A 23758-nucleotide genomic window follows, 5' to 3' on the forward strand; every position below is an offset into this window, starting at 1 on the left:
AGTCTGTGTGCAACGTCAGTAGCCGTGGGCGGCGATTCCACAGCCGTCTGCGGTCATCCGGTGGTGTACCCGCCGTCCGTTGAGCCGCCGGTTGAGGAGCCCCCGGTTGAGGAGCCCCGGTCGTTGAACCTCCGGTCGAGGAGTCCCCGGTCGTGAACCCGCCCGTGGTAAACCCCCCGGCCGTTAACCCGCGTGCCGAGCAGTGTCAGGCCGACCCGCCACCCGACAAGCAACCGTCCACGGCGTGACGAGACATCACACCGGGAATGTCTGCGGGAACTGCAGGAGTGTCTCAAGGGGCCGCTAAACGATCGCCGACACACCCGTCACGGCACGGCCCACGATCAGCGAGTTGATCTCGTAGGAGCCTTCATACGTGAAGATAGCCTCGGCGTCGGCGAAGATCTTGGCCATCTTGTAGTCGGTCACGATCCCGTTGCCGCCCATGATGGAGCGGCCCAGCGCCACGGTTTCGCGCATGCGGGCGCTGCAATAAGCCTTGGCCAGTGCCACCTGCGCCATGGCGGCGCCGCCCTGCCGGACCCCGTGGGCGTCCGTGTAGATGTCCTCCTGCAGCTGCGCGATCCGCACCATCATGCCCATGCTGGCCACGGCGTTGCCGAGCATGTCCACCAGGTGCTGCTGGATGAGCTGGAACTTCGCCAGGGGCCGGCCGAACTGGATGCGCTCGACGGCGTACTGCCGGGCGACATCGAACGCCGCCATCTGTTGGCCCACGGCCTGCCAGGCCACCATGATCCGCGAGCCGCGCAACAGGTGGTTGGTGTCCGCGAAGCTGCTGATTCCGGCGAAGCGGTCGGCCTCGGAAACGTGCACGTCCTTGAGCACAATGTCCGCGTTCTGCACTGTCCGCAGCGCGATCTTGTGCTCAATCCGGCTCCGTGAAACGCCCGGCAGGGAGGCGTCCACGATGAAGCCGCGCACCGCGCCGCGCCCGCCATCACCGCGCCCGCCGGGGCCCGCCGGGCCGCCGTCCTCGTCCCGCGCCCACACCAGCATGTAGTCGCAGAACGTCCCGTTGCCGATCCAGCGCTTGGCGCCGTTGATCACCCAGTAGTCGCCGCCGTCCCCGGCGGGGCGGGACACCCGGCGCGCGGTGGTCTCCATGCCGCCGGCCACATCGGAGCCGTGCTCGGGTTCGGTCAGCGCGAAGGATCCGGTGGTCCGCAGATTGGACGCATCGTCCAGATAGCGGTTCTGTTGCTCGTCCGAGCCGAAGTCGTAGAGGGCTTCCACGAAGAGGTCGTGGTGGACCATGAAGAACGTGGCGATCGAGGTGTCCACGCGCGTCATCTCGGCGATCACCAGGCCGGCGAAAAGGTGCGTGTAGCCGCGCTGGGCCGGGGCGCTCAGCCGCAGCGCCGCGAGCTTGGGCAGGATGTGTTCAGGGAACTCGGCCTTCTCCCACCACTGCCCGGCGTAGGGGGCGATCTCCGTGGCCAGGAAGCGGCGGAGCTCGTTGAGCTTGCGCTGTTCCTGCACGCTGAGGAGGGACTCGAAGTCGAAGAAGTCAGCGGTGGGCAGGGACGCGACGGAGGGTGCCGCCGTCGTGGTTTTGGCCGACGACGGCGGGGCGTCGCCGCGCGCGTAGTCGCCCGTCACTTGAGCCCCATCCGGATGGCGCCGTCGAGGCGGATGGTCTCGCCGTTGAGCATGGCGTTTTCGACGATGTGGGCGGCCAGGTTGGCGTATTCGGCCGGGCGTCCGAGCCGGGCCGGGTGGGGCACCTGCTGGCCCAGGGAATCCTGGGCTTCCTGCGGCAGCCCGGCCATCATGGGCGTCTCGAAGATGCCCGGCGCAATGGTGGCCACCCGGATCAGCGAGCGGGCGAACTCCCTGGCCAGCGGCAGGGTCATGGCGGCGACGGCCCCCTTGGACGCGGCGTAAGCCGGCTGGCCGATCTGGCCTTCGAAGGCGGCCACGGAGGCGGTGTTGATGATGACGCCGCGTTCCGGTCCGCCAAGTTCGGTGGACGCCGGTTCGTTCTGGACCATGGCGGCGGCGGCCAGCCGGACCACGTTGAAGGTGCCGACCAGGTTGATCTGGATGACGCGGTTGAAGGTCTCGAGCGGCAGGATGCCGTCCCGGCCCAGGACCTTCCCCGGGGTGGCGATGCCGGCGCAGTTGACGGCGATCCGCAGCGGCCCGAGAGCGGTGGCGGCATCGACGGCAGCCTGGACCTGCTCTTCGCTGGTGACGTCCGCGGCCGCGAAGACGGCGCGTGCCCCTGACCCGTGGACGGCGCCGTTGCCGGCGGCGTTGAGTTCTGCCGCATAGGCCTCCCCTGGCGAGGAGGCAAGGTCCAGCAGGACCACCGAAGCTCCGGCGTTGAACAACCGCTTGGCGGTAGCGGCTCCGAGCCCTGAAGCTCCACCGGTGATCAACGCGACTGCGCCCTTGATGTCCATCCATCCTCCTTGATGCATAGTTTCTTGATGCCCGGCCTCAGCGGCCCGGCCAAAATCCGTTAATGAATGTTAACTGGAATTCTCGGTCAGCGCACCCCTCTTAGGAGGGGTGCCGGCGCTAGGCTGGGCCCATGCCTGCCGCCGACTCCCCCGCCGCCCGCACCGGCAACGGGCCGGGGCCGCACGATTGGCCGGCCCGGGCAGACCTCGCGGCCCGCTCCGTGACCAGGACCTTCGGGCAGCGCCTGTTCTTCCTGCCGGGCACGCACTTCGGCGCGATCGTGCGGCCGTCCACGCGCTTCAGGAGCCTCTTCCGGCCCTGGCACTACTGGTGGCAGGCCCACTATGTGGACTGCCTGGTGGACGCAGGCGGCCGCGAGCTCGCCTCGGGAGCAAAGTTCGACGGCGCCGGGCGGCCGAGCGCCGGGCGGCTGGCCTCGCGGCTGGTCACCACCATCCGGCTGCGGAATTTCCTGCGCTTCATCAACAGCTACTACGACGACATGGCGTGGCTGGCGCTGGCCACGCTGCGGCTGGAAGAGCTGGCCGAGGCGAGCCGGAAGCCGGGGCGCCGCCGGAACGCGTTCGTCCGGAAGAGCCTCACGCTGCAGTTCGATTCGGCGTCCACGGATGAGCTGGGCGGCGGCACCTTCTGGAGCACCAAGCGCGACTTCAAGAACACCCCCGCCACGGCACCGGTGGCCCTGTACTTCGCCCGCACCGGCAGGCCGGAGCAGGCCCAGGCGCTGCTGGACTGGCTGGATGCAAGGCTCTTCGATCCCGCCAGGGGGCTGTACCTGGACGGCCTGCGCATCAGCGGCGGGGAGGCCATCCTGGAGGATGGCGTCTACACCTACAACCAGGGGCCGGTCCTGGGCGCCCTGCTGGAGCTCGGCGGCGAGGCCAATCTGTCGCGGGCTGCCGTGCTGGTGGACGCGATAGCGAAGGAGCTGACCGTGCCGGGGCACACCTCGACGGAACCCACCGCGCCGGAAACCGAGCCCGGGCGGTTCGTGATACGCGGTGAGGGCGGCGGCGACGGTGGGCTGTTCACCGGAATCCTGCTGCGCTACGTGGCGCTGGCCGCCCGGGACGAGCGGCTTCCGGACGGAACCCGGGCCGCCGCCCGCGGCCTTGTGACCGGTACGGCGGAGGCCTTCTGGGCAGGCCGGACCGAAAGGGAAAACGGAACGCTCGTCTTCTCGCCCGAACCACAGCGCCCGGCGGGCGAGACGTATCCGGCGGGCGCCGCCGTCGAGCTCTCCACCCAGCTCCAGGCCTGGATGGCCCTCGAGGCCGCTGCGAGCCTGAACCGCTGAGTGCCGCTCACCGGGGCAGCGCCGGCCGCACACGGACCGGCGCGAGCTGGGCGATGACCATGACGGCAGTGATGGATCCGGCGGCCATGATCGCCGCGAGCACGACGATCTGGAAACGCCCTGCCTCCAATGGCGAAATCCCGCCGAAAATGGCTCCCACGAACGCTCCGGGCAGCGTGACCAGGCCCGTGGTCTTTGTCTGGTCCGTGGCCGGAATCAGCGCGGCATAGACCGAACGCCTGGCAAGGTCCAGCGTTGCCTGCCGCGGCGAAGCGCCGAGGGCCAGCCAGCCCTCCACCTCTTCCCAACGTCCATGGACGGACTCGGCGAAGCGCTGGCCGGCCAGGACCGCCACGGTCATGGCGTTGCCGATCACTATCCCACCGATGGCCAGCGCATAGCGGGGAGTGAGGCCGATCGCCCCGGTGCCGAAAATGATGAGCAGGGTGACGGTGATGCCCAAAGCCATCGAGCCGCCCACCACCGTGAGGTGTGGCCAGCTCCAGCCGAGCCGCCGGGTTGCGCTCACCACGGCGACGGCGAACATCACCAGCAGTGCAACGGCAACCCACGCCGGGCTGGTGATGACGCCACCCAGGATGAAACTGATCGCGGCGAGCTGCACCGCTCCCCTGAGGATCGCCAGTGTGGGGGCAAAACCGCGCGGTGCACGGAATGCCAGCAGCACCGCCACAGTCAGCGCCATCAAGAGCCCGACGCCTGCCAGCGTCGGAACGGAATCGGCGAGATCGGACATGAGGCCAGCATAGCCACGGGAACGCGGGCCCCGGCCGGTGACCGGCCGGCGCCCGCAGCCCCGCGAATGCCCCGTCACACCCCGTCAATTAGCGCACACGAAGTTTGCTTAATTCGCGATTCTGGGTAATCTACATTTTTAGGCAAGCCTAACCTTGGCTTCCACGAGCCGAGGTATCCATCCGTTATGACCGCAAACTACCTGACAGGCCTCCGCGAGGGCCTCGAGGCAACGCTGATGGCTGTCCTCCCGGTGGCCTATCTGGTGAAGAGCGGCCGCAAGCATCTCCTCCCGCGGATGTGGGCCGGCGTAGGGATCGCCGCCATCGCGGTAGGCCGCGACTTCCAGGAATCCGGCATCCTCCCCGGCCTGCACAGCCTGGCCTTCGACGTCTCGGCCGCCATCCCGCCGTCGTCCTGGTACGGCACCCTGCTCGAGGGAACCCTGAACTTCTCCCCCGCCACCACCCGGTTCGAGGCCGCCGCAGTCTCCTAGCCCCAGCGCAACACCCCCCAACGCAACACCCCCAACCCCACACCGCACTCCCCAAAGGATCCACCCGTGCCTCTTTTCGCCATGCCTGTTTCCCCCAAGCCCGGCTCCGCCGCACGCTCCCGCAGCAGGCACCTCGCCGTGCTGGCGGCAGCCATCCTGCCCCTGACCCTGGCAGCCTGCACCGACAACAACGCCGCTGCGGCATCCGGCCCCATCAAGGTCTCCAGCACCGCCGACGCCTGCACCTTGTCCACGCAGTCCACCAAGAGCGGCAACATCACCTTCGCCATCCAGAACGACGGCGGCCAGGTCACGGAGTTCTATCTGCTGGCCGAAGACGGCCTGCGGATCATCGCCGAGGTGGAGAACATCGGCCCCGGTCTGACCCGCAACCTGGTGGTCACGGCCCCGGCCGGCAAGTACACCACGGCCTGCAAGCCCGGCATGCAGGGCGACGGCATCCGAGCGGCCTTCGAGGTCACCGAATCCGGCGAGAAGCCTGCCGTCGACACCAACATCAAGGCGCTCACAGACAAGGGCACCGCCCAATACCTGTCCTACGTCAAGGACCAGACCGAGCAGCTGCTCGCCGGCACCAAGGAATTCGCCAAGGCCTACGCCGCCGGCGAGGCCGACAGGGCCCGCGAACTCTACGCGGCAACCCGCATGCACTGGGAACGGATCGAACCTGTGGCCGAATCCTTCGGCGACCTTGACCCGAAGCTGGACGCCCGCGAGGCCGACCTGGCGCCGGGCGAGGAGTGGACCGGCTGGCATCGGGCCGAGAAGGACCTCTTCCCGCCGGCCGGTTTCGCCGCGCTGACCGCCCCCGAGCGCGAAGCACTGGCGGCACAGCTGGTTGCCGACACCGAGGACCTGGCCGCCCGCACGCGAACCGTTGAACTGACCGCGGACAAGCTCGGAAACGGCGCCAAGGAACTCCTCGACGAGGTTGCCACCGGCAAGGTCACCGGCGAGGAAGAGATCTGGTCCCACACGGACCTCTGGGACTTCCAGGCCAACGTTGACGGTGCCCGGATCGCCTTCGAGAACCTCCGGCCCGTCCTGGAACAGAAGAACCCGGAACTCGCCACGTCCCTGGACACGAAGTTCGCCGCCCTCCAGGCCGAGCTGAAGCAACACGCACGCGGCGAAGGCTTTGTGTACTACAACGAGCTGAGCCAGGACCAGGTCCAGAAGCTGGCCTCCCTGGTTGACGCCCTCGGCGAGCCCCTGTCCCACCTCACCGCGGCAGTCGTCCTGTGAGCGGCTGCCCGTTCGGGGGCGGCGAGCACGACGCCGGCCAAGAGGCACCGGCCTCGCGCTTGTCGCGGAGGGGGCTGCTGTCCCTGGCCGGCGTCGGGGGCGCCGGCGCAGTGGCCGGCATCGCCGCCGGGCTGCTCAGCCACGACACGCTGGCAGCCGTGGCCGCTCCGGCAACGGCCGGGCCCAACGATGTGGTGCCGTTCCACGGAGCGACCCAGGCCGGCATCACCACGGCCGCGCAGGACCGCCTGCATATGGCCGCCTTCGATGTCATCACGGAAGACCGCGCTACCCTCATCCAGCTGCTGAAGGACTGGACTGCGGCCGCGGAGGCCATGACCCAGGGCCGGGAAACCGGCACCACCGGGGCCGTGGACGGCCCGTACGACGCACCACCGGAAGACACCGGCGAAGCCCTGGGGCTGAGCGCGGGAAAGCTCACCGTGACCTTCGGCTTCGGCGCGGGACTCTTCGAGAAGGACGGCAAGGCACGGTTTGGCCTGGAAGGCCGCCGCCCCGAAGCCCTCATCGAGCTGCCGCACTTCCCGGGCGACGACCTGGAGCCCAACCGCAGCGGCGGCGACATCATCGTGCAGGCCTGCGCCGACGATCCGCAGGTGGCTGTCCACGCCATCCGCAACCTTGCCCGGATCGGCTTCGGCCGGGTACGCGTCCGCTGGTCCCAGCTCGGCTTCGGCCGCACCTCCTCCACCTCCCGGCAGCAGCAGACTCCGCGCAACCTGTTCGGCTTCAAGGACGGCACCAACAACCTCAAGGCCGAAGACACAGCGCTCCTTCAGGAGCACGTGCGGGCCGGCGAAGGCGCCCGCCCGGAGGAAGCCTGGATGCAGGGCGGCAGCTACCTGGTGGCACGCCGGATCCGGATGCACATCGAGATCTGGGACCGCACCTCGCTGCGGGAACAGGAGCAGCTGATCGGCCGGACGAAGTCCGAAGGTGCCCCGCTCTCGGGCGGCAAGGAGTTCACCGCCCCGGACTTCAGCATCAAGGGGAAGGACGGCGAACCCCTGATGGGCATGGATTCGCACGTCCGTCTCGCCCACGCAGACCAGAACGACGGCGTGCGGATGCTCCGCCGCGGCTACAACTACACGGACGGCTCCGACGGGCTGGGACACCTGGACGCAGGGCTCTTCTTCATTGCCTTCGTCAAGGATCCGCGCACGCACTACGTCCCCATGCAGCTGGCCATGGCGAAAGAGGACACGCTGGCCCTGGAGTACCTCAAACACACCGGCTCGGCGCTGGCGGCCGTGCCGCCCGGCATCCAGCCCGGCGGGTTCATCGGCGAAGGACTCTTCACAATGATGGCGGGCCAGGCATGAGCGCCCCCGCAATCCGCGCAGTTCTTTCCAGGCCAAGGCTCTTGCTTCCGGTTCTTTCCGTGGCTGCAACGGCCGCGTGGGGCCTTTCCGTGGCTGCTGGCTACACGTTCACCTTTGACCAAGGCATCCACCGGCTGGCGCTGTCTGCGCACGTCCTGGCCATGGTGCTGGCGTTTGGTTCCGTCATCGTGGTGGACTGGGTCGGCTTCCTGTGGCTCATCGGCCGGCGGGGACTGCATGACACCAGCCGGCTGGAGTCCGCGGCATCCCCGTTGATCTGGATCGGCCTGGCGGGGCTGCTGCTGACCGGAGCCTTCATCCATCCGGACATCACCAGCACCGCCACCCAAGTCAAGATGTGCTGTGTCCTGGGGCTGATGCTCAACGCCATCTCGCTGATCCCGGTCATGCGCGGCCTCCATGCCCTTCCGAGCGGGACCATGTTCAAGGAGGTCGCCGCAAACCTCCGCGCGCGGCTCCTGCTGGCACTCGTCCTCTCGCAGGCGTTCTGGTGGACGGCAATCGTCATCGGCTTTGCCAACAGCATGAGCCGCCGCTAGCAGCATCCCGAGACCCCTTTTGCTCGCGGGGCCCCGAGCCCCGCGAGCCCGAGGCCCCGCGAGCCCGCGAGCTGCAGTTAATTAGGTCACGCAATACTTCCGCAATTCTTGTGATCCTTCTCACTTAAGGCCTCCGCGGCTTGGTGACTTAGGTATGGCTAACCTACGCTTTCTCAAGTGGGCCTCCCCATTTCCCCGGCCCGCAAGGACCCCGGTCCCGTTGACTTTGTTCGCAGAAAGTAGCCTCCATGAAGATCCGCAAGAACGCGCTGGCAGGTATCGCACTCGCCGCCACCGCCGCCCTCGGCCTCGCAGCCTGTGGCACCAGCACGCCCACCCCTGCCGCATCCGAAACCGCGGCTTCCGGCGAAGGCATCACGGTCTACAACGCGCAGCACGAGAGCCTGACCAAGGAATGGATCGAGGCCTTCACCAAGGAGACCGGCATCAAGGTCACCCTGCGCCAGGGCAAGGACACCGAGATGTCCAACCAGATCATCCAGGAAGGCGCTGCTTCCCCGGCTGACGTTTTCCTCACGGAAAACTCCCCCGCGATGGCACAGGTTGAGAACGCCGGCCTGTTCGCCGACGTCGACAAGGCGACCATCGACCAGGTTCCGGCCGAGTTCCGGCCGTCCACGGGCAAGTGGACCGGCATCGCCGCCCGCTCCACCGTTCTGGTCTACGACAAGGCCAAGCTCACCGAAGACAAGCTGCCCAAGTCCATGCTGGACCTGGCCACGCCGGAGTGGAAGGGCAAGTGGGCAGCCTCGCCGTCCGGCGCCGACTTCCAGGCCATCGTCTCCGCACTGCTCGAGCTCAAGGGCGAGGCAGCTACCGAAGAGTGGCTCAAGGGCATGAAGGAAAACTCCAAGGCCTACAAGGGCAACAGCACCGCCATGAAGGCAGTCAACGCCGGCGAAATCGACGCCGCGCTGATCTACCACTACTACTACTACGGCGACCAGGCCAAGACCGGCGAGAACTCCAAGAACGTCGCCCCGTACTACTTCAAGAACCAGGACCCGGGCGCGTTCGTGTCCGTCTCCGGCGGCGGTGTGCTGAAGTCCTCCAAGAAGGCGGCAGATGCCCAGGCCTTCCTGAAGTTCATCACCGGCAAGCAGGGCCAGGAAGTCCTCAAGAACGGCGACTCCTTCGAATACGCCATCGCCTCCCAGGTTGACGCCAACGCGAAGCTCGTACCGGTCAAGGAGCTGCAGGCCCCCGCCGTGGACCCGGCCAAGCTCAACTCCGCCAAGGTCACCGAGCTGATGACCAAGGCAGGACTGCTGTAGTTCTGTGACCACTGATCTATCGGCTCCCGAACTCTCCAAGAGTTCGGCGAGCACGACGACGGCGGGCAGGGGCAAGCGCCCTCGCCCGCCTTTCGGCGTTTCCGCAGTGTCCGTGCTGGCGGTGCTGATCGCACTGTTTTCGCTGATCCCGCTGGGGTACGTCGCCTACATGACGGTCGCCACCGGCTGGGACACCGCCGTCGAACTCATCTTCCGGCCGCGCGTCGGCGAGCTGCTGCTCAACACCATCATGCTCATGGTCTTCACGGTGCCCCTGTGCCTGGTGCTGGGCGTGGGCGGTGCGTGGCTGGTGGAACGCACCAAGCTGCGCGGCCACCGCTGGTGGGCCGTGGCCCTGGCCGCACCGCTGGCCATTCCGGCGTTCGTCAACAGCTACTCCTGGGTGTCCGCCGTGCCGTCGCTGGAAGGCGTCTGGTCCGGCGTGCTCATTGCCACCCTGTCCTACTTCCCGCTCGTCTACATTCCGGCGGCGGCCACCCTGGGCCGGCTGGATCCGGCGATCGAGCAGTCCGCGGCGTCCCTGGGCCTGGGTCCGTGGGCCGTCTTCTTCCGCGTGGTGGTCCCGCAGCTGCGGATCGCGATGACCGGTGGCGCGCTGCTGGTATCCCTGCATCTGCTGGCCGAATACGGCGCCTTCGCGATGATCCGCTTCGACACCTTCACCACGGCGATCATGGTCCAGTTCCAGTCCACCTTCAACGGCACCGCCGGCAACATGCTGGCGAGCGTGCTGGTGTTCTTCTGCCTCATCCTGCTGCTGGTAGAGGTCAAGAGCCGCGGCACGGCCCGCTACGCGCGCGTTGGCTCCGGCGCCCAGGGCAAAGCCACACGTGCGCCGCTGCGCCACTTCCAGCTGCCCGCCCAGCTTGCCCTGCTGGCAGTGACGGCACTGGCCTTCGGGCTGCCCGTCTGGTTCGTGCTGCGCTGGGTGATTGCCGGAGGCGCCGAGATCTGGTCCGCCGAGGAATTCCTGCCCGCGCTGCTGCAGACCCTCGGCTACGGTGCGGTGGGCGCCGCCGTGACCACGGTGGTGGCCTTCCCCATGGCCTACCTGGCCGTGCGGCACCCCAGCTGGTTCAGCAAGATGCTGGAACTCTCCAACTACGTGACCAGCTCCCTGCCCGGCATCGTGGTGGGCCTGGCGTTCGTCACCGTGAGCATCCGCGCCGTGCCCGGCGTCTACCAGACGGCCGGCGTCCTGGTTGCCGCCTATGTACTGCTGTTCCTGCCCCGGGCCCTGGTCAACATCCGGTCCGGACTGGCCCAGGCACCCAAGGAACTCGATGAAGCAGCGCAGTCGCTCGGCAAGGCCCCGCTGGTCTCCTTCCTGAAGGTGACGCTGCGGCTCACGGCCCCCGCGGCCGCCGGAGGTGCGGCCCTCGTGTTCCTGGCCATCGTCAACGAGCTCACCGCCACGCTGCTGCTGTCCCCCAACGGCACCCGCACCCTCGCCACCGAATTCTGGAGCAAGAGCAGCGAGATCGACTACACCGGCGCGGCACCCTACGCCCTGCTGATGATCCTGCTCTCCGCACCCATGACCTACCTGCTTTTCCAACAGTCCAAGAAAGTAGCCGGACAGTGACCGAACAATCCCCTCCCAGGCTTCCGGCACCCCGCGTCGCCGCGTCGGTGGTGCCCACCACCAACACGCACCTGGACATTGCCGAGGTCACCAAGAACTTCGGTTCCCAGGCCGTGCTCAAGGGCGTCAACCTGTCCGTGGCGAAGGGCGGGACCACCGCGATCGTGGGCCCCTCCGGTTCCGGCAAGACCACGCTGCTGCGCCTGATCGCCGGCTTCGAGCACCCGGCCACCGGCACCATCAGCCTCAACGGCACGCCCGTGGCCGGGGGCGGCGTCTGGCTCCCTGCCCACAAGCGGCAGGTCGGCTATGTGGCCCAGGACGGCGCCCTCTTCCCGCACCTCACGGTGGGTCAGAACATCGCCTTTGGCCTCGATGCCGCAAAGCTCGACGGCGGCCGCCGCGCCGTCAGAACGCGCGTCCAGGAGCTGCTCGAGATGGTGTCCCTCGACGCCGCCATGGCCAAGCGACGCCCCCACCAGCTCTCCGGCGGCCAGCAGCAGCGCGTGGCCCTGGCCCGCGCACTGGCCCGCGAACCGGAACTCATGCTGCTGGACGAGCCGTTCTCCGCCCTGGACGCCGGGCTCCGCGTGGCAACCCGCCGGGCCGTGGCCAAGGTCCTTAGCGACGCCGGAGTCACCACCATCCTGGTCACGCACGACCAGGCCGAGGCCCTGTCCTTCGCCGACCAGGTGGCCATCATGCGCGGCGGCAAGCTGGCCCAGATCGGCAACCCCTTCGTGGTCTACACGCGCCCGGCGGACCGCGCCACCGCCGAATTCCTGGGCGACGCCGTCATCCTGGACGCCTGGATGGAAGGCTCACTCGCCACCTGTTCGCTGGGCGGAATCCCGGTGCGGCGCCCGCCGGCCCAGGGCAAGGTCCAGCTCATGCTGCGCCCGGAGCAGATCCGCATTGCCTCCGACGGCCCCATCCGCGGCGTGGTGGTGGACACCGACTACTTCGGCCCTGAAACCACGGTCCGCATCAAACTTGCCCCGCTCGCTGCTGCACACGCGGCCGCCGGTGCTGCGGGCAACGGCCACCGCTATCCGGGCGGCGGCGAGGTCATCACCATCCGCCACTGGAACGCCTCCATCACCAAGCCCGGCACGGAACTGTGCCTGCGCGTGGTGGGCGAAGGAGTGGCCTTCCCGCTCGAAGCCTAAGCGCCGGCCTCCGCAGGCTTCTGCTTTTGCGGGTACGGCGCCTCGTGCCGGGCCAGCATCTCCACGAATCCGGTGATCTTCCTGGCCCGCGTGTCCGCCCGCTTCACCGAGTTGGTGCGGTAGATGAGGGCATATCGGTTCACCGAGCTCAGCACGTCGAACATGGCCTGGGCCTCGGGAACGGCGGCAATGGCGGCCGCCAGGTCCTCAGGCACTTCGGCCGAGGCCTGGCCGGCATAGGCGGCCTCCCAGCGTCCGTCCTCCTTGGCGGCCGCCACGGCAGTCCGCCCACCGTCGGTCATCAGGCCCGCGGCCTCGAGCCGCGCAATGTGGCCCACATTCCGTTCAGACCAGACGCTCTTGGGCCCGCGGGGCGTCATGCGCTGGAAGTAGCTCGCGTCGTCGCGCTTCTTGGACTGCCCGTCGATCCAGCCGAAACACAGGGCCTCGTCCAGGGCGGCGTCGTAGCCCAGTTCGGTGACGTCACCGCCCTTCTTGTGCAGGACGAGCCACACGCCGGGGCTGGTGCCGCCGTTCGCGGCCAGCCACGCCCGCCAGGCGGCGGCATCGTTCACGAGGAGTTCGGGAAGCTCAATAGCCATGTCCCCCATTCTGCTGCTGAACACTCCGGCGGCATAGGCTGGGAGCACCTGCCAATATGCCCAGGAGGATCCAATGCTGCGTGTCCACCCCATCCACTTCACGTCCCGCCCGGAGCAGTGGGAACACCTCCTCGGCGCGCTCGGACTCGTCAAGACCATGGACGACGGCGACTGGCTTGAGTTCGACGCTGGCTCCGGCCGGCTCGCCGTGCACCGCGCGGCGCACAGCTCCCCCGAGGACGGCACTACGGTGTTCGGCGTCGAGATCGGCATTCTGGCCGAATTCGCCCGGCGCACCACCGAGGCCGGCACGCAGGCCGAGGTCATCGAGGCGCCGCATGGGAGCGCCGTCAGGGTCACGGGCCAGGACGGCTTCACCTTCCTTGCCGAGCAGGCCCGGCGGGCCGCTGACGGGACGTGGGCCACCAGCGCCCACGCAGACCCGGCCCTGGCGGTCACCGCCACCTGGCTCACGCCCGACGTCGATGGCGCGGCACGCGAGCTGCGCAACATTGGCGCCCGTCCGCGGTCGGACACCGACACGACGGCTGACTTCAGCACCAAGAACGGCGGCATCCTGCGGGTGGTTCATGGCGCGGCGGCGGAATCCGGCGACCTCGCGTTCGAGTACGACGGCGGCCTGGAGGCACTGCTGCAACGGCTCACCGCCGCAGGGGTCGAGGCACGCCTGGACGACGAAATCCTGCACATCGCCAACCCGGACGCGGCCACCGGGGCGGCCCCGGCGTCGATCGGGATCACCCGGGCGCCGTCTGCCTAACGCCGGGAGGTGAGCTTTCGACTCTTTGACGCGGCCAAAGAGTCGAAAGCCCACCCCTCGAAAGTCCCTCCCGAAGGGTGGCTCCACCGTGCACGGAAATTCGCGGTAGTTATTGTCAATCGTGGCGCCCGGGGCCTAAGATCAAGACGCTGGGAGCGCATTGGGCCTTAGGTGCCCGCGTGTCCTGAGCTCAGTCGGGGCCTACTTACCCGGCCATGACGGCCGGGTTCGTTCCGAGGCCGCCCTCGCCGCCCGATCTCCGCCCACCCTTCAGACTCATCCGTAGTTAGCCGCCGCTCCCTGAGGGGACGGTCAACGCTGGGGGAATGTCGTGCCCCGGACGATCCGTCCGCAGGCACCTGGATTTCACACCACTACTTGAAATCAGGCATCCCGATGAAAAACAAGAAACTCACCTCGCTCGCCGCAGCCGCGGCCTGTCTGGCCTTGGTGCTTTCCGCAACAGCAGCCCAGGCCAACCTGGCCGGAAGCCCGTTCGACGCGGCCGACGGCAACCTGGTCCTGGACGACGAAACCAAGGACTGGGCCAACGTCGGAGTGGTCTGTACACCTACTCCATCTGGCTGTGGCATTGACCTGCCCACGGGGCAGACTGACAACTCCTTCGGCCAAGGTTCCAAGGAGGATACCGCCGTTCCGTCTGTGGTGACCGGGTCCATCCCGAACAACAAGAGCGATCTGCTGCGTTTCTACGCCAAGCTGGTCACTGAGGCCAACGGCAAGGACTACGCCTATCTGGCCTGGGAACGTGTCCAGGAGCCCTCGGGCACCACCAACATGGACTTCGAGTTCAACAAGGGAAACACCAAGACCGCGAACGGGGTCACTCCGATCCGCACGGCGGGTGACGTGTTGATCAAATACGATCTCTCCCAGGGCGGCACCAACCCATCGCTGGGCTACCACCTGTGGGTGACCTCGGGCAATCCGCAGACAGTCTGCGAGGCGGCCAACTCGGTGCCCTGCTGGGGCAAGGTCCAGTCCCTGAGCGGCAACTTCGAAGGATCCATCAACGCTGGTACGGTCGTGGATCCGATCAACCCGGACGCTCCCCGGGACCTCGGGGCGCGGACCTTCGGCGAAGCGGCCATCAACCTGACGGATTCGGGCATCGTCCCTGCGGGCTCCTGCGAGACTTTCTCCGGCGCCTACCTGAAGAGCCGCTCGTCCGATTCCTTCACGGCAGCGCTCAAGGACTTTATCGCCCCGGTTCCGCTGGACTTCCAGAAGTGCGGATCCATCAAGATCCGCAAGGTGACGGTGGGCGGCGACGGTAGCTTCGGATTCACGGCCACCGGTGGCCTCACCCCGGCGACGTTTGCGCTGGGCAACGGCGGGGTGAAGGACTACGGCAGCTCCGTCCAGCCGGGCAACTACACCATCACGGAAAGCACCCTCCCCGCAGGCTGGGACCTGACCAATCTGACGTGTACGGCAACGGGAACCGGCACCTCGGCCACAACCAATCTGGCGGCCAAGAAGGTCGACATCGTGCTGGGCTTCAAGGGCGACGTGGACTGCACGTACACCAACAGGGCCAGGGCAACTCTGGTGGTGGAGAAGCAGACACTTCCTGATGGCCTTGCCACGCTGTTCACCTTCACCGGAGACGTTGCAGGCTCCATCGCCGACAACGGAACCATCACGGTACCTAACGTCGTCCCCGGGACCTACACGTCAACGGAGAACGATCCGACACCGGGCTTTGACCTGACCAGCATTGTCTGCGACGACTCCAACAGCACTGGAAACGTCGCGACACGGACGGCAACGTTCATCGCGGCGGCAGGCGAGACGGTCAAGTGCACCTTCACCAACACAAAGCGCGGACAGATCGACGTCCTGAAGGTCGACGACGACAACCCGGCCGTACCGCTGGCAGGTGCCGTCTTCACGCTCTACACGGACAACGCCCCCGTTGGCGGAACCCGTGGAGCCGAAGACACCATCACGGCTTTCACCTGCCTGACTGTTGCCAGCGGAACCTGCTCGTTCACGAATGTGGTTCCCGGCAACTACTGGGTGGTTGAAACAACAACACCGGCGGGTCACGACACAGCGGCTGATCAGGCTGCCGTCGTCGGAGCCGGCGGAACCGTATCCCTCACCTTCGTCGACCCGCGTGACTTCAAGATCATCGTCCTGGTCTGCAAGTCCGCCGACAACTCGCTCTACCCGAGCACCGTGACGGTTGACGGCGTCGACCTCACCTCGCTCGGCACCGCACCGGCCGGATTCACCGCCGCACAGCTGTGCGGGCTCGGCGGCGCCGCGTACGACGACAAGAAGTTTGGAGGCCACCCGGCAAACGTCAACATCCCGCAGTAGGCAGCCATTGAGCGGCATCAAGCGCCAAGAGTTGCATTCATGATCGAAGGGGCCTGTCGGCCATCCGGCAGGCCCCTTCGCTGTCGTCTCATGTGTCTTCCAGCGCGCCGTTGCAGATCGGCGGCGACCTTGGCCGCCAGATGTCTCTCTGGCCTTATTGGGGCCGAGCCGGAAAGCCCCTTGACCGGCAGGCGCAATGGTGCCGTAATGAAATTGTCCAGAGTGCGGCGTTTCAGGGCTGTAGGCGCGGGGTTTCCAACTACCGCGCCCTGGCAAAGCATGGCGAAGAAATGCCATGCGGGCGAGTGGAGGAGGGCGATCGTGGACGTCTTGGAAACCGTGTCCAAGGGTATGAGGGTTGTTGATGTGTCGGGGGAAGAAATCGGTGCCGTTGAGCACATCGTTCCGCCCAATGCGAAGGCAGAGACGTTCGAAGAAGCCGCCACAGCTTCCACGCAAGATTTGCTCAACCTCGGACTGAGCGCCGTCTTCGGAAGGGAACCGAGAGTACCCGAATTGATGGCGCGGCGGTTGTTCCATTCGGGCTACATCAAGATCGATGCCCGCGGTTTCTGGGCCACTGACTCCTATGCGGCTGCCGATGCAATCAACCGGGTTGAAGAAGGAAAGGTGTATCTAAACCTGACCCGCCACGAGCTTGCGGCCCAGGTGTGAAGCACGGATCACGGCCGGCGAGCCCCTCGCCTCGATCCTCGCAATCTGACGTCACGGCAATCTGACGTCACGGGCGTGGTTCGGCAAGAGATGCGGTAGAACTTAACCATGAGCGTTCGCACCCCCGACCCGTACCCCGGCTGGCTTTCCGATGAAGACCTCTTCGAAGCCCGCGGCCGCCTCCCCATGGTCTATGTGGAGGCGGTCCCGGTGCGGCTGGATCCGCTGGGGTTCGTCAACGAGGTGGGCACACTGCTCCAGGGCGACGCCGACGGCAACATGGTGCGCTACCTGGTCTCCGGCCGCATCCTCTACCGCGAAACCATCCGCGCTGCTCTCCTGCGGCACATGGAAAAGGACCTCGGCCCGCTCGCCTTCCCCCAGCTTCCCGTCAGCCCGGTGCCGTTCACCGTGGCCGAATACTTCCCGGCACCGTCGCAGACCGGCTTCACGGACGACCGCCAGCACGCGGTGTCGCTGGTGTACGTCATCCCGGTGACCGGCGAATGCGAGCCCCGGCAGGACGCGCTGGAGCTCACCTGGATGACGCCGGCCGAAGTCCTCAGCGAGGACGTCCAGCAGGAGTTCCAAGGCGGCCGCGGCAATCTGGTGCGGCAGGCGCTGGCGTACGCCGGCGTCGGACTGTAGCCGGGCCTCCAGCATTTAGGGCGGCTGGCTTTGTAGACTGTTGGGCGGACCGCAAGAGAACCAAAGGACTTCCGATGACTCACAGCCCAGCCGCCCAGCAGTACCGCGAAAAGCAGGCTGGGGACCTGCAGATCGGCGACCACGTGTTCCCCCCCGGTGACGGCCAGGCCGAGGAGATCAGCCGCATCGAGACGATCCATGACGACTTTGGCGTGCCCGCTCTGCTGATGGTCACAACGGTCGACGGCGGCCTCCTGCGGATCTCTGTCTCGTCCAGTGTCCCTGTGGGCAGCACCCCCGCCAGCGACGCTCTCTCACCTTTGCTGCCCCACCCCACGGACGCTCTCTCACCTTTGCTGCCCTTTCCGGGCAACGCTCTCTCAGATCTTGCCGGCGCGGCCGACGGCGCCGGCTCCCCCGCGGAAGCCGGCGGGGAAGCGGAAGCCGGTCCCGCCGTCGTCGTTCCTTCCCTGCCCGCGGGGCTGCCCGCGTTCCTTGCCCCCAGCGCGGGCGAACTGGCGCTGATCCCGGAGCCGGACGGCACCCCCGAGTCCGTGGTGGCGGCCGCCGCGGCCGAGCACCCTGGCAACAACGGCGTGCAGGTCCTCAGCGAACGCCTGGTCAAGGGGATCAACACGAAGTCGGGCAGCTGCCTGCGGGACCTCAGCGACCTCGCCCACGATCTCTGCATCATCCTGCGCGACCCGGACCATGCCCTGGCCATCGCGGACCTGCTCAACGTGCTGCCCTTCGACGGCAACAACGACCGCTGGACGTCCATTGAGCGGGCACTGGCGCTCTCCAGCTTCATCTGCCGCGAGGCCGGCCTGGACGAGCGCGGCGCCGTGTACGAGAAACTGCTCCGTGCCCCGGAGTCCCAGGAAACGGACCCCTTCAAGGCCCGCGTCAACGCCAAGGTCCGCCAGCGCAAGCTGAACGAACCCAACCTCTACGACAAAGAGATCTTCCGCTCCATCGACAACTCCAACCACGACGCCGAGCGTGAGTGGCGCTACCTGCGCCTTGAATCCCTGCTGTTCCTGCGGGCGCACGGCGGTTCGGAGACCATCGGCATGGCGGAGCTCCAGCGGCGCATCGCCAACGAACTCGAGGCTGTGCGGGCGTAGTGCCCCCTTAGGCCTTGCAGCGGCTATATTCAAGGCCTGTTGTGCCGGGCCGAACGGCGGTAGATTCGGGCACATGACGAACAATCTGAGCGTTGTGGTGAATGCCGACGCGCAGCAAGTTTGGACGATGCTGCGCGAACCGTCGCTGGTGGCCCAATGGCACGGCTGGGAAGCCGAGGACCTGCACGACGAAATCAACGAGATCTACTTCAACACCACCGTGGTTGAGGGGCCCGGGCACACAAGCCTGACCGTGGACGGCGGGGATGTGTTCGAGCTGAGCCCCGTCACCGGTGGAACCGAAGTCAAGGTGACCAGGGCCGCGCTGGACCACAACTCCGAGTGGGCCGCCTGGGATGAGGACATCACCCAGGGCTGGCTGACGTTCCTGCACCAGCTGCGTTTCGCGCTGGAACGGCACCCGCACGGCCAGCGGCGCACACACTTCCTCTCGATTCCGGGCACCGGGGAGCCTGCCATCCGGAAGCTGGGCCTGGGGGACGTTCCCGCGCCCGGCGAGGAATACGCACTGAAGCTGGCCACCGGCGAGGAGATCTCGGGCCGGGTCTGGTTCCGCAGCACCCACCAAGTGGGGCTCACGGTCCACAGCTACGCCGAGCACGGCGACGGGCTGCTGATCGTGGCGGAGCAGCTCCCCGTTCCGGAGAAAAGGCCCGACGGCGGCGCCATGGTGATCGCTTCCACCTACGACTTGGGGGCGCACAGCCTGGACGCCATCCGCCGGCAGTGGGACAGTTGGCGGGCTGAGAACTACCCCACATCGGTGGCGGCGCACTGAGGATCCGCACCCCGTAGCTGGCACACTGGAACCGTGCCAGCCGATTCCGCCCTGCCCGATGCCAGCTCCTCCGCCCACCCTGCACGCGGTCCCGCAGTAGGGGCCGCCGGGCTTCTTGCCGTGCGCCCGCCCGGGTTTTCCTTCGAGGTAGGCGCCCGGTTGAGTGACACGTGCACGCCGTCGGGCCCGCAGACGGACGCCAACGGCGGCGCCTTCCTGGGCCGCACCGGCACCATCACCACACCGCACGGAACCATCCAGACGCCCGCGTTCATCGCCGTCGGGACCAAAGCCACGGTGAAGACCGTGCTGCCTGAATCCATCGCCGAACTGGGTGCGCAGGCCGTCCTGGCCAACGCCTACCACCTCTACCTGCAGCCCGGGCCGGAAATCCTCGACGCCGCGGGCGGGCTGGGCGCGTTCATGAACTGGGACGGGCCCACCTTCACGGATTCGGGCGGATTCCAGGTCATGAGCCTGGGCTCGGGGTTCAAGAAAGTCATCGACATGAAGCACGTGGACCAGTCCGGGCCGGACGACGCCGTGGCCCCCGGCAAGGAGCGGCTGGCACATGTGGACGACGACGGCGTCTGGTTCAAGAGCCACCTGAACGGCGACCGGCACCGATTCTCGCCCGAGATCTCCATGCAGGTGCAGCACCAGATCGGCGCCGACATCATATTTGCCTTCGACGAACTGACCACCTTGCAGAACTCAAGGGCGTACCAGGAGGAGTCGCTGGAGCGCACGCGGCGGTGGGCGGAGCGGTGCATCGCCGAGCACGGCCGCCTGACGGCCGAGCGGGCGGGCAAGCCGTACCAGGCGCTGTTCGGGGTCATCCAGGGCGCACAGTACGAAGATCTGCGGCGCAAGGCCTGCAACGACCTGGGTGCCATGCCGTTCGACGGCTTCGGCATCGGCGGGGCCTTGGAGAAGCGCAACCTTGGAACGATCGTGCGCTGGTGCAACGAGGAACTCCCCGAGAGCAAACCCCGCCATCTCCTGGGTATCTCCGAACCGGACGACATCTTCACGGCCATCGAAAACGGTGCCGACACGTTCGATTGTGTCTCCCCCACCCGTGTGGCCCGGGGTTCGGCGTTCTACACTCCGTTTGGGCGCTTCAACCTGTCCGGGGCGCGCTACAAGGCGGACTTCGGCCCCCTGCAGGACGGCTGCGACTGCTACACCTGCGTAAACTACTCCCGCGCCTACATCCACCACCTGTACAAGGCCAGGGAAATGGTCTCGCACACGCTCATCTCCATCCATAACGAGCGCTTCGTGGTGAAGATGGTAGACGACGCCCGCCTGGCCATCGAGTCCGGCGACTTCTTCGAGTTCAAGGCCGAGACGTTGGGAAGGTACTACTCCTAGGGTGTTCCTACTGCTTCCCCATTTCGATGGTTCCCTGCGCACCCGGTGGTTGACCCCATCGAATGCGCAGGGAACCATCGAAACGGGCGGGAGCTACGCCGCAGCGCCGCCCTACGCGGCCCCGTAGCTCGGTTCGCGCTTCTTGATCCAGCCGACCACCAGCACCGTGACCGGCACGAACAGGAACTCGACGGCGGTCTTGTAGACGAAGCCCACCAGCACGTAGTTGGCGAATGAGCCAGCGTCCGTGATGCCGATGACCGAGGCCGCGATGCTGCAGAAGATCAGCGTGTCCACGAATTCGCCCACCACGGACGAGCCCATGAGGCGTGCCCAGAGGGTCTTCTCGCCGGTGCGGGCCTTCATCTTCACGAGGATCCACGAGTTAATGGTCTGCCCGGCCAGGAACGCCAGCAGCGAGGCCAGGACGATCAGCGGGACCGGTCCCAGCGCCCCTTCGATGGCTGCCTGCTTCGCGGTTCCGTAGTCGTCGTTGAAGCCGGGCAGGACGATGATGATCCAGTAGCAGAGCGAGGCGAACACCGAGAGCGCGAACGAGGTGATGATGGCCTTGCGTGCCACCTTGAAGCCGTACACCTCGCTCAGGACGTCGCCCAGGATGTAGGCCAGGGGGAAGAGGAAGAAGCCGCCGTCGGTGATGATCGGTCCCAGCACCACGCCCTTGGAGGCACCGATGTTGGAGAGGATCAGCACCACGGCCATCACGGCCAGCATGATCCCGAAGTACGGCGAACCGATCGAGGCAAAGCGGGGGGCGGGCTTACTCAGGATACTGGAGCCGGTGGGCGAGGGCATGGGGAATCCGTCCTTAGTGGTTCGCGCAGGCGACCGGAGGTGTCACGTCGCCCCGCTGTATTAGCACTGGTTTGCGGCCCGGACGGAGTGCGCCCGGAACCTCCACCATTGTCCCATCCCCTGCGCCCCGCCACGGGGAGGTTCCATGGGGAGGTTCCACGCCGACAATTGTTTTGAACATGTTCAGAACCCGTGCCATACTCATTCTTGAACACGTTCAAAACATCGAAGCAAGGGAACCCCATGGCTGCAAAGAGTGAACAGACGCGCCGGCTCGTGGCCGACGTCGCGCTCAGGATGTTCCGCGAGATCGGCTTCGAGAAGACCACCATGCGCGCCATCGCCCAGGAAGCGGGCGTCTCCGTGGGCAACGCCTACTACTACTTCGCCTCGAAGGACGAGCTCGTCCAGGAGCTCTATCTGCAGGTCCAGGCCGAACACGCGGCAGCGGCGGCGGAAGCCCTGGACGGCGCCAAGGACCTCTCCGCGCGCCTCAAGGCCGTGCTGCACGCCGGCTTCGACGTCATGGAGCCCTACCACCAGTTCGGTGCCGACTTCATCGCCACCGCCATCCGCCCGACGTCGCCGGTCAACCCCTTCGGCGAGGATTCCACCGCCGCCCGGGAAGCTTCGCTCGCGATCTTCCGCGACGCCGTCGAGGGCTCAGTGCCGGCCGCCCCGAAGAAGCTCCGCGGCGAACTCCCGGAACTGCTGTGGCTGGCCTACATGGGCATCGCCCTGTTCTGGGTCTACGACAAGTCCGAGGGCCAGCGCCGCACCCGCAGCCTGATCGACGGCGTGGTGCCGCTCATCGCACGCGGCCTGTCGCTGGCGAAGATCCCGGGCGTCGGCAAGGTGTTCGACGACGTCCTGGGCCTGGTCCGGAGCGTCAGGGGCTGACGGTGGCGCCGCGGGAAGGGGGACGCATGGCAACAGTGGTGCTCGCCGGGGCCTCCGGGTTCATCGGCAGGTATTTTCAACGCCGCTTCGAGGCCGAGGGCTGGGCGGTGCGTACGGTCGGGCGGACGGTCGGGCGGGCGACCGGCAACGACGCCGGTTGGGACGACGACGGCGGCATCACCCGGGTGCTGGACGGCGCCGAGCTGCTGGTGAACCTCGCCGGGCGGTCCGTCGGCTGCCGCTACAACGCACGGAACCGGGCCGAAATCCTGAGTTCGAGGGTGGACACCACCGCCGCCCTGGGCCGCGCGCTCGAGGCGTGCGCTGCTCCTCCGCGGACGTGGATCAACGCAAGCACCGGCACCATCTACCGGCACGCCGAGGACCGGCCCCAGGCAGAGCTCGACGGCGAGATCGGCACGGGCTTCTCGGTCGGCGTCGCGAGTTCCTGGGAGGCGGCCCTCGAAGCCGCGCACACGTCGGACACCCGCAAGATCCCGCTCCGGATCGCGATCGTGCTGGGTCCTGGAGGCGGTGTGATGAGGCCGTTCCGGAACCTGGCGCGGCTCGGCCTCGGCGGGCGGATGGGCCCGGGCACGCAGAAGTTCAGCTGGATCCACGTGGAGGACCTGTTCCGCGCGGTCCTGTTCTTGCACGCCCGCACGGAGATCACCGGACCCGTCAATGCCGCGGCACCCTACGCCGTGGACAACCGCGAGCTGATGGACCTCGTCTGCCGCAGCCAGGGTGTCCCGTTCGGCATCCCGGCGCCGCGGTGGCTCCTCGAAGTCGGCGCCGTCCTCATCCGGACCGAAACGGAGCTCGTCCTGAAGAGCCGCTGGGTGGAGCCCCGCAAGCTCCTCGACGCCGGCTTCACCTTCAACCACCCCGCGCTGGCCGGGGCACTCAACCACATCGCTAAGGGGGCAGAATGAGCACCAACATGGCGCCGGAAGAGTCCAAGTACCGGGTCGTCCTGAGCACACTCTCGCTTCTGCTCGGAGCCGTCGTGGCACATGTGGTTTTCGCCATTGCACTCTGGGCCACCACGGGCATGGCCGGGCAGTGGTTCCTCATCTTCCTGGCCTACTCCGCTCTGCCGGTCTGGATCGTCGGCATTACGGCGGGGATGGCGCTGGGGGTCGCGCTGCGCCGGATCCGGAACCAGTGGATCCACGTTGCGGCATTCTTCCTGGCCGGGGCACTCATGTGCGCACAGTTCGGCGCCTACCATTCCGTATTGTCGCTCAGCTTTCCGATCTCGCTGGCCCTCGCCGCCGCCATCGGCCGGCTCGCCGTCTGGAAGCTGGTCCGGATCAACGACCCTCTCTCACCTTTGGCCCCCTGACGGCCACCCCTCTCTCACCTTTGGCCCCAAATCCGGCAACGCTCCTGCACATGGTGAGAGAGCCCCTCATCGTCAAGCTGGTTGTGAGTCATTC

General features: G+C 67.2%; 22 protein-coding genes and 1 pseudogene. 18 read left to right on the forward strand and 5 right to left on the reverse strand.

The annotated features are described in order from the left end of the window. Positions 1-303 precede the first annotated feature (303 nt). Both J1902_RS17770 and J1902_RS17775 read right to left on the reverse strand, forming a co-directional pair. Entirely contained in the window at positions 304-1545 is a 1242-nt protein-coding gene (locus J1902_RS17770) for an acyl-CoA dehydrogenase family protein (RefSeq protein WP_207617732.1), read from the reverse strand. A 74-nt stretch (positions 1546-1619) separates the two neighbouring features. Then, the gene (locus J1902_RS17775) at positions 1620-2429 is read right to left on the reverse strand and encodes an SDR family NAD(P)-dependent oxidoreductase (protein ID WP_207617713.1); all 810 of its coding nucleotides are present in this window, start codon (positions 2427-2429) and stop codon (positions 1620-1622) included. Between the two features lie 131 nt (positions 2430-2560). On the opposite strand from J1902_RS17775, the gene J1902_RS17780 reads away from it, so the two are divergent. Then, the gene (locus J1902_RS17780; protein WP_207617714.1) at positions 2561-3748 is read left to right on the forward strand and encodes a glycoside hydrolase family 76 protein; all 1188 of its coding nucleotides are present in this window, start codon (positions 2561-2563) and stop codon (positions 3746-3748) included. 7 nt (positions 3749-3755) lie between these two features. On the opposite strand, the gene J1902_RS17785 is transcribed toward J1902_RS17780, so the two are convergent. Further along, on the reverse strand, positions 3756-4505 hold the full coding sequence (locus J1902_RS17785; protein WP_207617715.1) for an ABC transporter permease: 750 nt from the start codon (positions 4503-4505) through the stop codon (positions 3756-3758). A 336-nt stretch (positions 4506-4841) separates the two neighbouring features. Here J1902_RS17785 and J1902_RS19945 point away from each other — a divergent pair. The 7 genes and pseudogenes from J1902_RS19945 to J1902_RS17820 all read left to right on the forward strand — a co-directional run. After that, positions 4842-4988 (forward strand): annotated as a pseudogene (locus J1902_RS19945) (high-affinity Fe2+/Pb2+ permease); the annotation flags it as partial. Between the two features lie 93 nt (positions 4989-5081). After that, the gene (gene efeO, locus J1902_RS17795) at positions 5082-6266 is read left to right on the forward strand and encodes an iron uptake system protein EfeO (protein WP_207617733.1); all 1185 of its coding nucleotides are present in this window, start codon (positions 5082-5084) and stop codon (positions 6264-6266) included. Beyond that, positions 6263-7612 carry an iron uptake transporter deferrochelatase/peroxidase subunit gene (efeB, locus tag J1902_RS17800; RefSeq protein WP_207617716.1) on the forward strand — a complete coding sequence of 450 codons (1350 nt, stop codon included), beginning with the start codon at positions 6263-6265 and terminating at the stop codon, positions 7610-7612. The genes efeO and efeB overlap by 4 nt, the downstream gene beginning before the upstream one ends. Further along, the gene (locus tag J1902_RS17805; RefSeq protein WP_207617717.1) at positions 7609-8172 is read left to right on the forward strand and encodes a hypothetical protein; all 564 of its coding nucleotides are present in this window, start codon (positions 7609-7611) and stop codon (positions 8170-8172) included. Before efeB ends, J1902_RS17805 begins: the two co-directional genes overlap by 4 nt. A gap of 248 nt (positions 8173-8420) precedes the next feature. Continuing rightward, positions 8421-9467: an iron ABC transporter substrate-binding protein gene (locus J1902_RS17810; RefSeq protein ID WP_207617718.1), complete on the forward strand. Its 1047-nt coding sequence runs from the start codon at positions 8421-8423 to the stop codon at positions 9465-9467. 4 nt (positions 9468-9471) lie between these two features. Beyond that, positions 9472-11073, forward strand: a complete 1602-nt coding sequence (locus tag J1902_RS17815; RefSeq protein WP_207617719.1) for an ABC transporter permease — start codon at positions 9472-9474, stop codon at positions 11071-11073. After that, entirely contained in the window at positions 11070-12242 is a 1173-nt protein-coding gene (locus tag J1902_RS17820; RefSeq protein WP_207617720.1) for an ABC transporter ATP-binding protein, read from the forward strand. The genes J1902_RS17815 and J1902_RS17820 overlap by 4 nt, the downstream gene beginning before the upstream one ends. Here J1902_RS17820 and J1902_RS17825 read toward each other — a convergent pair. Continuing rightward, on the reverse strand, positions 12239-12844 hold the full coding sequence (locus J1902_RS17825) for a YdeI/OmpD-associated family protein (protein WP_207617721.1): 606 nt from the start codon (positions 12842-12844) through the stop codon (positions 12239-12241). The two genes, J1902_RS17820 and J1902_RS17825, sit on opposite strands and share 4 nt — an antisense overlap. Before the next feature lie 73 nt (positions 12845-12917). Between J1902_RS17825 and J1902_RS17830 the strand changes: the two genes are divergently transcribed. From J1902_RS17830 to tgt, 7 genes are all read left to right on the forward strand, one after another. Beyond that, positions 12918-13625: a hypothetical protein gene (locus tag J1902_RS17830; protein WP_207617722.1), complete on the forward strand. Its 708-nt coding sequence runs from the start codon at positions 12918-12920 to the stop codon at positions 13623-13625. A 396-nt stretch (positions 13626-14021) separates the two neighbouring features. Beyond that, positions 14022-15974 carry an MSCRAMM family protein gene (locus tag J1902_RS17835; protein WP_207617723.1) on the forward strand — a complete coding sequence of 651 codons (1953 nt, stop codon included), beginning with the start codon at positions 14022-14024 and terminating at the stop codon, positions 15972-15974. Between the two features lie 321 nt (positions 15975-16295). Then, positions 16296-16649 carry a hypothetical protein gene (locus J1902_RS17840; RefSeq protein ID WP_207617724.1) on the forward strand — a complete coding sequence of 118 codons (354 nt, stop codon included), beginning with the start codon at positions 16296-16298 and terminating at the stop codon, positions 16647-16649. 108 nt (positions 16650-16757) lie between these two features. Next, positions 16758-17297, forward strand: a complete 540-nt coding sequence (locus J1902_RS17845; RefSeq protein ID WP_207617725.1) for an NUDIX hydrolase family protein — start codon at positions 16758-16760, stop codon at positions 17295-17297. A 74-nt stretch (positions 17298-17371) separates the two neighbouring features. Then, complete coding sequence (locus tag J1902_RS17850; protein WP_207617726.1) at positions 17372-18424, forward strand: DUF6707 family protein; 1053 nt, start codon at positions 17372-17374, stop codon at positions 18422-18424. A gap of 73 nt (positions 18425-18497) precedes the next feature. Then, positions 18498-19223, forward strand: coding sequence for an SRPBCC family protein (locus J1902_RS17855; protein ID WP_207617727.1), 726 nt, complete (start codon positions 18498-18500; stop codon positions 19221-19223). Positions 19224-19343: 120 nt separating this feature from the next. Continuing rightward, on the forward strand, positions 19344-20600 hold the full coding sequence (gene tgt / locus J1902_RS17860; protein ID WP_372434590.1) for a tRNA guanosine(34) transglycosylase Tgt: 1257 nt from the start codon (positions 19344-19346) through the stop codon (positions 20598-20600). A gap of 111 nt (positions 20601-20711) precedes the next feature. Here the strand turns inward: tgt and J1902_RS17865 are convergent, their stop codons facing one another. Beyond that, positions 20712-21416, reverse strand: a complete 705-nt coding sequence (locus J1902_RS17865) for a queuosine precursor transporter (RefSeq protein WP_207617728.1) — start codon at positions 21414-21416, stop codon at positions 20712-20714. A gap of 243 nt (positions 21417-21659) precedes the next feature. On the opposite strand from J1902_RS17865, the gene J1902_RS17870 reads away from it, so the two are divergent. Genes J1902_RS17870 through J1902_RS17880 form a run of 3 tightly spaced genes read left to right on the forward strand, consistent with a single transcriptional unit; the run spans position 21660 to position 23664 of the window. After that, positions 21660-22316: a TetR/AcrR family transcriptional regulator gene (locus tag J1902_RS17870; protein ID WP_207617729.1), complete on the forward strand. Its 657-nt coding sequence runs from the start codon at positions 21660-21662 to the stop codon at positions 22314-22316. Between the two features lie 26 nt (positions 22317-22342). Then, on the forward strand, positions 22343-23251 hold the full coding sequence (locus tag J1902_RS17875) for a TIGR01777 family oxidoreductase (protein WP_207617730.1): 909 nt from the start codon (positions 22343-22345) through the stop codon (positions 23249-23251). Further along, positions 23248-23664: a hypothetical protein gene (locus J1902_RS17880; protein ID WP_207617731.1), complete on the forward strand. Its 417-nt coding sequence runs from the start codon at positions 23248-23250 to the stop codon at positions 23662-23664. Before J1902_RS17875 ends, J1902_RS17880 begins: the two co-directional genes overlap by 4 nt. Positions 23665-23758 lie beyond the last annotated feature (94 nt).

Source organism: Arthrobacter cavernae, assembly GCF_017368795.1.
In the GTDB taxonomy this organism is placed as follows: domain Bacteria; phylum Actinomycetota; class Actinomycetes; order Actinomycetales; family Micrococcaceae; genus Arthrobacter; species Arthrobacter cavernae.